8 protein-coding genes and 2 pseudogenes are annotated in these 9,009 nt (G+C 38.4%); 5 read left to right on the forward strand and 5 right to left on the reverse strand.

Annotated features, from left to right (window positions below; genetic code table 11):
* Positions 1 to 178 precede the first annotated feature (178 nt).
* The 5 genes and pseudogenes from ON09_RS20150 to ON09_RS20170 form a co-directional block, all read right to left on the reverse strand.
* Positions 179 to 1,348, reverse strand: a complete 1,170-nt coding sequence (locus tag ON09_RS20150) for an alpha-hydroxy acid oxidase (RefSeq protein WP_010602876.1) — start codon at positions 1,346 to 1,348, stop codon at positions 179 to 181.
* Between the two features lie 160 nt (positions 1,349 to 1,508).
* Complete coding sequence (locus ON09_RS20155; protein ID WP_010602877.1) at positions 1,509 to 2,330, reverse strand: amidohydrolase family protein; 822 nt, start codon at positions 2,328 to 2,330, stop codon at positions 1,509 to 1,511.
* A 9-nt stretch (positions 2,331 to 2,339) separates the two neighbouring features.
* Complete coding sequence (locus tag ON09_RS20160) at positions 2,340 to 2,669, reverse strand: L-rhamnose mutarotase (protein ID WP_029204509.1); 330 nt, start codon at positions 2,667 to 2,669, stop codon at positions 2,340 to 2,342.
* 1 nt (position 2,670) lies between these two features.
* A pseudogene (locus ON09_RS20165) lies at positions 2,671 to 3,523 on the reverse strand (fumarylacetoacetate hydrolase family protein).
* Between the two features lie 25 nt (positions 3,524 to 3,548).
* A complete protein-coding gene (locus ON09_RS20170) occupies positions 3,549 to 4,313 on the reverse strand; it encodes an SDR family NAD(P)-dependent oxidoreductase (protein WP_010602879.1) in 765 nt (254 codons plus the stop codon).
* Between the two features lie 332 nt (positions 4,314 to 4,645).
* Between ON09_RS20170 and ON09_RS25485 the strand changes: the two genes are divergently transcribed.
* The 5 genes and pseudogenes from ON09_RS25485 (at position 4,646) to ON09_RS26920 (ending at position 8,944) form a co-directional block, all read left to right on the forward strand.
* Complete coding sequence (locus tag ON09_RS25485; RefSeq protein ID WP_010602880.1) at positions 4,646 to 4,843, forward strand: hypothetical protein; 198 nt, start codon at positions 4,646 to 4,648, stop codon at positions 4,841 to 4,843.
* On the forward strand, positions 4,833 to 5,369 hold the full coding sequence (locus tag ON09_RS25490; RefSeq protein WP_051010243.1) for a hypothetical protein: 537 nt from the start codon (positions 4,833 to 4,835) through the stop codon (positions 5,367 to 5,369). The genes ON09_RS25485 and ON09_RS25490 overlap by 11 nt, the downstream gene beginning before the upstream one ends.
* A gap of 58 nt (positions 5,370 to 5,427) precedes the next feature.
* Positions 5,428 to 7,392 carry a hypothetical protein gene (locus tag ON09_RS20180; protein ID WP_051010244.1) on the forward strand — a complete coding sequence of 655 codons (1,965 nt, stop codon included), beginning with the start codon at positions 5,428 to 5,430 and terminating at the stop codon, positions 7,390 to 7,392.
* Positions 7,392 to 8,620, forward strand: a pseudogene (locus ON09_RS26915) (MGH1-like glycoside hydrolase domain-containing protein); the annotation flags it as partial. The gene ON09_RS20180 and the pseudogene ON09_RS26915, both read left to right, overlap by 1 nt.
* 120 nt (positions 8,621 to 8,740) lie before the next feature.
* Positions 8,741 to 8,944, forward strand: a complete 204-nt coding sequence (locus ON09_RS26920) for a glycosyl hydrolase family 65 protein (protein ID WP_394358229.1) — start codon at positions 8,741 to 8,743, stop codon at positions 8,942 to 8,944.
* The last annotated feature ends 65 nt before the right edge of the window (positions 8,945 to 9,009 follow it).

Raw genomic sequence — 9,009 nt, forward strand, 5'->3', positions numbered from 1 at the left:
AGCAATCTCATTTAGTTGAAAATGCTATCTGCCTCTTGGAAAGTCCCCTTTAGGGGATTTAGGGGTTCTTTGGCGTTTTCGGCTCTGCGAAATCAATTTTTCATCGATTGAAGCAATCTCATTTTGTTGCAGATGCTATCTGCTCCATGGAAAGTCCCCTTTAGGGGATTTAGGGGTTCTATGGCGCCAACAAACGATCAGGAAATTGCGCTACTTTCTCAATGGTTAATTGCTGCATGATCTGGTATAAATGAGTTTTAAACATGTTAATGGTATGATCTCCGCCTTCGTTGCCTAAAGCGCCAACGCCATACATAAAAGGTCGGCCCATAAAGTTGAACTCAGAGCCAACGGCATGCGCTCTTGCCAAATCAACACCCGAACGAATACCACCATCCAACATAATCTTCAATTTCGATTTGTATAACGGATTGTTAGCCAACTTAATGAGTGAATTAATGGAGGATTCGCCTGCATCAATTTGTCTGCCACCATGATTGGAAACAATTACGCCATCAGCACCAATTTGAATGGCCGCCTGCATATCTTCATCAGTTGCGATTCCTTTTAATACCAAAGGCCCTTTCCATAGATCTCGAATGGCTGAAACCTTTTCAATATCAACCTTTCCGGTAAAAGTCTTGTTCATGAACTGTCCCAGTTGCGACATATCCATTCCTTTTTCCATGTAAGGTTTTAATGTAGCGAACGATGGAATGCCGTGTTGCAAGGTTTTAATTCCCCACAAGGGACGTGCAAAAGCCTGCAAGATATTATTGATTGACATTTTAGGTGGAATCGACAATCCGCTTTTAATTTCTTTGTAACGTAAACCGAATGCAGGTACATCTACGAGGACAACTAATACCGGACATTCGACAGCTTTCAAGCGATTTAGAATATCATCTCGTAAACTATTTTCTGTTGGATGGTATAATTGAAACCAGGCTTTTCCATCAGATACCTCGGCAATGCGTTCGATACTGCTGGTAGATACGGTACTTAATGTATAAGGAATATCTGCTTTAGCGGCAGCTCTTGCTAAAATTTCTGGGGCATTTGGCCACATTAAACCTTGCAAGCCGATTGGCGATATGCCAAATGGTGCGCTGTAACGACGGCCAAATAATTCAACAGACATGTCGATATCTCCACCAACACGTAAGTAGTTTGGTTTAAGGTAGATATTGTCGAAATCGTTTTCATTTCGGGCTAAATTAAGTCCCTCATTACAACCACCCTCTAAATAGTCAAACGCAAATTTCGGAATTCTTGATTTCGCTTTTTTTCTTAAGTCGGCTACGGATGGGTATTGCGGATGGTATGGGAATGCAATCTTTTTACTCATATGTAAATATTATATTGGTCAGATCTTTATTTTGGAAGCGAAAACTAACATTTAAATTTAAATTATCCGTCCTGTTCTATCTGCTATGTTTTGATCGTAAGATAAGGTAGCCAATTACTCGATCGTCAGCAATGAGCTTGAACTCGCTACAGAATGGTTATTACAGTTTATAAAAAGTCTTGGCATTGTCGCCGAAAATTAATTTTCTTTCAGTTTCACTAAACCTTTCTGCGTATTTCCAAACAAGATTAAACCAATCTTGATAGGGGCGACTGATTAACATCACCGGCCAATCGCTTCCGTACATGATCCGCTCGCAACCAAAGTTTTCGAATATGACATCAAAACAGTTAAAAATTTCAATCTCTTTCCAGTTTTTCCAGTCCGCTTCGGCCAGTAATCCAGAAACCTTGCAAAGCACATTTGGATTTTGAGCAAGGATTTTGATATTCGCCGTCCAGCTTTTTAAGTCTTGTGATTTTACATCAGGTTTACCACAATGATCCAAAACTAAAGGTTGATCAGGGATCTGGTCAACCATCTTAATGATGCTGTCTAACTGGTTGTGGTAGCAAAGTAAATCGTAAGTGTAACCGAAATCTTTTAGTTGTTTTACGCCGGCAATAAAATCTTGATCCAGAATAAATTCAGCTGTTTCAGCCTGGAGTACGTGGCGAAAACCTTTAATTTTTTTGAAATTGTTCCAGTAGTTTAATCTTCCCTGTAAGTTTGGATTTTTGAGATCTATCCAGCCAACAATTCCCTTAATCATTTCATTCTGCTCCGCTAGCGTGAGTAGAAATTCGTTTTCTTCTTCTGATTGATTGGCCTGAACTGCCACACATCCTGAGATTTGAAGATCATTGTAGGTTCGAATCAGATTTTTTGGAGAGAAATCTTTTTGTATGGCATTCATTTCATCGGTAATCCAGCTATCTCTAACCGGATCAAAATTCCAGAAATGTACGTGAGCATCAATCATAAAAATAGTTTATAGTTTAAAAATTTGATCCATTAAACGCCATTTTTCTCCAGGTTTGGCGTTGGGTAAAGCTTTTTGGTAGTTCCACATCAATGTTTCCCATTCCTGAACTTTTGGATTTTCAAGATCGGCTTTTGCCTTATTCTCAAATGAGAAGGTATCATTTGTCTCCATTATCATAAACAATCTGGTTCCAGAAAGGTAAATTTCCATGTCATTTATCCCGGAAGATTTGATACTTTCTACAATTTCAGGCCAAATGGCTTCATGATACTGCTTATATGCAGCAATAAGTTCGTCATCTTCGATCAAATCGAGCGTAAAGCAGTATCTTTTCATATTAATTTTCACTGTAAGCTTTCACAACTTGTTTACTGCTTCCTAACCCATCGATACCTAATTCAACTACATCGCCGGCTTTTAGGTACCATGGGTCTGGTTTTTGTCCTAAGCCTACACCAGCTGGGGTTCCGGTGGTAATTACATCTCCGGGTAATAAAGTCATAAACTGGCTGATGTAAGATATCATGAAAGGAACGTTGAATATTAAGTTCGAGGTATTTCCATCTTGTAAAGTTTTACCGTTAACGGTTAACCAAAGGCGAAGGTTGTGTACATCAGAAATTTCATCTTGTGTGGCGATAAATGGTCCGATAGGGGCAAATGTGTCGCAGCTTTTTCCTTTAACCCATTGGCCGTTTCTTTCCAGTTGGAATTCACGCTCGCTGTAATCGTTATGCAAAACATAACCAGCAATATGATCCAAAGCATTCTCTTCAGACACGTAACTTGCTTTTTTACCGATTACAATGGCTAATTCTACTTCCCAATCCGTTTTTTTGCTGTTTTTTGGGATAACTAAATCATCATTCGGACCAACAATTGCCGATGTAGCCTTGAAAAATAAAATTGGTTCAGCAGGAATTGGTGCATTGGTTTCTGCAGCGTGATCTTTATAGTTTAATCCTACGCAAATAATTTTTGAAGGACGAGCCAGTGCAGCACCTAAACGAACATTTTGATCAACCTCTGGTAAGTCAGCGGAGTCAATATCTTTTTTAGTTTTCCAAACCATCACCACCGAAAAAGGCCTCATTGTAATCTGTTACTAATGATGAAACATCGAAATATTTTCCATCTACAATAATTCCTGGTTTTTCAGCTCCTGGTTCGCCAAATCGTATTAATTTCATTTTTATATGTATTTATAAAGTTGTATTAGTTGTTTAATGTAGTAAAACCGCCATCAATAGGATAATCGCATCCCGTAATAAAAGATGCTTCATCACTGCAAAGGTATAACGCCAGTGCGCCAACCTCTTCAGGTTTAGCCATCCTGCCGATAGGTTGCGTTTTCGATAATTTCTCGAACATTTCGTCGATGTTATCAGGATAATTTTTTTGCAAAAATCCATCTACAAAAGGCGTATGCACACGAGCCGGCGAAATAGAATTACACCTGATGTTTTCACCAATATAGTCTTTTGCAACACTCATGGTCATGGCTTTCACAGCGCCTTTTGCCGTACTGTAGGCAAAACGATCGGGCAAACCAATTAAAGCTGCAATGGAAGCCATATTGATGATGACACCTCCACCGGCCATTTTAAGCTTTGGAATGGCGGCATATAAACAATTGTAAACACCTTTAACATTAACACGCATTACGCGATCAAAATCAGATTCTTCCGTTGTATCTGCTTTACCAATGTGCGCAATGCCGGCATTGTTAACCAAAATATTAATCTGCCCAATCTGATTGAATACATCGTTAACTGCTTCATGATCAGAAACATCACATGCATAACTAAAGGCCTTTCCGCCAGTGCTTTCAATTTCAGCTAAAGCCGTTTCGGCTTGTTCTTTTCCTAGTTCAATAATGTAAACTTCAGCACCTTGCCGGGCTAAAATTGTTGCTATAGCTTTGCCAATTCCGCTACCGCCTCCGGTAACAACAGCTCGTTTATTTTGTAATGAAAACATATATTTTTATTCGGTTGAAATTATTGATCATTTGGTTAAAAGATTGATGATTTTAAAACATCATCTATGTCTTGCTTAGATGTATTTAAATTATCAACATACAAATTAAGCAGATAATCTTGATTAAAAACTTTCGATTATTGTCTAAACATTGCTTTATCTTATCATAACCTAACTGATTGGCTTCTTTCAGGGTTTACCTTGCAGAAATATTACAAAATCAAAACGCTATATTACTTATATTTGAATAATTTATTTATATTTAAATAAACAATTTAACCAAATATCATCAGAAACCATATTTAACAAGGTTTCTACAATCACCAAATTGAATGAGAAATTTTCTGATTTTTATTTTCCTGTTTTTTATTAATCAAACCATTGTACAATCGGCAGAATCTTTAGCACCATCCAAAACCATTTATGTTTCATCGCAAAGCGGACAACGAGTGTTATTTGGCGCAAAGCGCTTAATGGAGGAACTTCAAAAAAAATGGATATACCATCAAGCTAACTGTAGTGGATTATAAACAAAAGCTGCCTCAAGGTAAAAACAGTATTGTGGTCGCTGCGGCTGATGATAAAGTGTTCTCAGCACAAATTCCCCAGGATATCAAAAAGAAGGCTCTAACCGCAGGAAAAGAGGGGTTTTTCATATCAACTGATGCCAGTGGTAATTTTTATTTAATTGGTGCCGACCATTCTGGTACTTTATACGGCTGCCTTGATTTAATCGACAGAATTGCCGAAAATAAAAGTCTGCCAGCTAAACTAGCAGTAACCGATCATCCTGAAATGGTATTGCGGGGAACCTGTATTGGTTTACAAAAACCAGATTATCTTCCGGGTCATGATGTTTATGAATACCCATATACTGAGGAGTCTTTTCCTTGGTTATACGATAAAAAGCTGTGGATAAAGTATTTGGATATGATGGTGGATAACCGTTACAATTCACTTTATTTATGGAACGGGCATCCGTTTTCTTCTTTGCTTAGGCTTAAAGAATATCCTTATGCTGTGGAGGTTGATGATGCAACCTTGAAAAAAAAATGAAGAAATTTTTCGTTTCCTAACTCAAGAGGCTGATAAACGGGGCATCTGGGTAATTCAGATGTTTTATAACATCATCATACCAAAACCTTTTGCCGATAAGCATGGATTGAAAACACAGGATCGTAATCGCCCGATTATTCCTTTAATTGCGGATTATACACAGAAATCAATCGCTGCTTTTGTGGCAAAATATCCAAACGTAGGTTTAATGGTTGCTTTAGGTGAGGCGATGGAAGGTGTTGGTCAGGACGATATTGACTGGTTCACCAAAACCATTATTCCTGGTGTAAAGGATGGATTAAAGGTTGCTGGAATTAAAGAGGAGCCACCAATCGTTTTACGTGCTCATGATACCGATGCACCAGCCGTAATGAAAGCCGCTTTGCCGTTTTACAAAAATCTTTATACCGAAAATAAATTTAACGGCGAGGCACTAACCACTTACGGACCGCGTGGCGCCTGGGCAGATCTGAACAGAAAACTTGCCGCTATAGGCACCGTAAATATTTCTAACGTTCATATTTTGGCTAATCTGGAGCCTTTCAGATATGGCTCTGCCGATTTTATTCAAAAATCAGTGCAAGCGATGAATAAAATTTACAATGCCAAAGGTTTGCATTTGTATCCGCAACACAGTTATTGGGATTGGCCTTATGCTGCCGATGATGTGAAAGGAAGAATTTTAGAGGTAGATCGCGATTGGATTTGGTACAAAGAATGGGCCCGTTACGCCTGGAAATCGGAAAGAGAGCGTCCTGAAGAAATTAACTATTGGGGTAAGCAACTTGCAGATAAATATGGTTCAAGCCTTGCGGATGGAAAATCAATTCTGAATGCATACGAAGAATCAGGAGAAATTTCGCCAAAGCTTTTACGCAGGTATGGAATTACGGATGGTAACCGTCAAACACTTACCTTGGGCATGTTGATGACCCAGTTGATCAATCCTTTTCGTTACGGTTTATTTACTTTAATGTACGAATCGGAAGCGCCTGAAGGTGAAATGATTATTGAGTATGCCGAGAAGGAATGGAAAAAGCAGGGGCACATTGGCGAAACCCCGGTTCAGGTAGCAAAAGAAGTTGTAGAACATGGTAAAAAAGCGTTAGCATCTATTGAAAAGGTAAAAGCCACCAAAGATGTTGAAGAGTTTAACCGCCTGAAAAACGACATGTATTGCTATGATGAAATGGCTAACTTCTACGCTGAAAAAGTAAAATCAGCGCTTTGGATATTACGCTTCAAATATTCTAACCAAGTGGCAGATTTAGAACAAGCTTTGCCATTTCTACAAAAAAGTGTAGATCATTATGCGAAGCTGGTTAAGCTAACAGAAGATAATTATTTATATGCCAACAGCATGCAGACTAAGCAGCGCAAAATCCCGATGAGGGGTGTGGATAAAACTTTTATTCACTGGAAGGAAATGTTGCCGGTTTTCACCAAAGAGCTAAATCATTTCAAAAAAAGCATTGATTCATTGAAATCTTTAAATGGCGCTACTGCAGCGAAAATTATTCCTTATCAACCAGCAGATGTTAAGGTCTTAAACGAAACCGGAACTTATCTCATCAACAAAAATGTTGAAGTTTTTGCTGATACCAGTGTTCAAATTAAGGAGGTTGCTGAGCAGTTGGTGGGTTTAAAAGGGATTAAAATCTCGAAAGAGAAACAGGTAAGAGTAGGCACAGAAATTAAGTTTTCTACCAAAGTTCCTGTTAAATTACTGGTAGGATTTTTTACTCAAAAAAATTCGAAATATTTGGCACCTCCACAATTGGAAACTGATGCAAGCGCCAATAATTACGGACAATCTGAAATTAAAATTTCAAATGCTTTAGTATTAAACGGATTTCCACCAGCAAATGTCCATGCGTATTCTTTCCCTGCCGGAACACATACTTTAAATTTAGGCAAGGGAGAATGTTTGGTGTTAGGATTTATTGATGATAAGCAGGAACTGCGTATCTTCAATGCTGGTTTAGATGGTAGAGGTAAAGATATAGATTGGTTATTCGAATAATGAGAAATACAAGAAATTTAATAGCAACGGTTTCATTGTCGGTTGTGGCATTAACTGGCTTTACACAGGAGAAATCAATCATTGGTAATGAGAAACTAAATAAATATGTTACTTATTTCAATTCTATTGATGATGAAGCTGTAAAGAATTATATTCCAAATACTGAGGCGTTTAACTGGCTGGCCGATCAGGCACCTGTTTTCGAATGCCCCGATTCGGTATTGGAACAAAACTATTATTACCGTTGGTGGACTTTCCGCAAACATTTAGTCAAATCTCCTGAAGGATTCATTTTCACAGAATTTATTGAGCCGGTAAAACATGCTGGTAAATATAATTCCATCAGCTGTGCTTTAGGGCATCACATCTACGAAGGCCGCTGGCTAAAAGATAATAGCTACCTGAAAGATTACATTAAATTCTGGCTGTATAAAGCCGATGTTGGTCAGTCGAAACAGCGTTTTCATCAGTTTAGCAGCTGGGTGGATGATGCCGTTTATCAGAATTATTTGGTCAAACCTGATCAGCGCTTTTTAAAAGAATTCTCCCTGCGTTAGATAAAGACTACGAAAAATGGGAAACAGAAAGACAGCTTAAAAATGGTTTATTCTGGCAGCACGATGTAAAAGATGGGATGGAAGAATCGGTGAGTGGTTCGAGAAAGGACCAGAACCAAAGGCCAACGATTAACAGTTACATGTATGGGAACGCCATCGCCTTAACTAAAATTGGCCAGATGTTTAACGATCAGGCTTTGGTTTCTAAATACCAGGCAAAAGCTGCAGCTGTTAAAAAACTCGTTCAGGATAGCCTTTGGAATTCCTCTGAAGTTTTTTTTGAAACCAGAAAAGCAAAAGGCGGTTCATCCAATGTGCGTGAAGCAATCGGTTTTACTCCCTGGGATTTTAATTTACCAGATGATAGAGCTGAATATGCGAAAGCCTGGAATCAATTACTTGATACAGCGGGCTTCAAAGCGCCATGGGGTTTAACTACCGCAGAGCGGAGAGAACCAACTTTCAGAACCCGTGGCACCGGACACAGCTGCGAATGGGATGGCGCACTTTGGCCTTTCGCCAGTTCACAAACCATAAAAGGGCTAGCAAATTTGTTAACGAATTACAAAAATCACGGCAAAATGAATGCGAAGGTTTTCTATAAAGAATTGCATCAGTATGCCGCATCTCATGTTAAAAATGGCAAACCTTACATCGGTGAATATCAGGACGAAAAAACAGGAGAATGGTTAAAAGGCGATAATCCACGAAGTAGTTTTTATAATCACTCTACATTTAATGATTTAATTATAAATGATTTAATTGGCCTGAAGCCACGTGAAGACAATATTTTGGAAATCTATCCTCTAATTCCGAAAAACCAATGGGACTGGTTTGCCCTGGATAATTTGACTTATCACGATAAAATAGTTACCTTAATTTGGGATAAAAACGGGAAAAAATATAATAAAGGAAAAGGTTTTATGATTTTCGTGGATGGCAAGCAAATCTATCGTTCAAGTGGATTAAAACCTGTAAAAGTTCCAATCAGTTAGTAAAAAGAAATTACCATGTTTAAAAATCTAGTAAGTGCTGTGAAATTCTGGTCAACCTTAATTGT

The sequence above is a fragment of the Pedobacter agri PB92 genome, from assembly GCF_000258495.1.
In the GTDB taxonomy this organism is placed as follows: domain Bacteria; phylum Bacteroidota; class Bacteroidia; order Sphingobacteriales; family Sphingobacteriaceae; genus Pedobacter; species Pedobacter agri.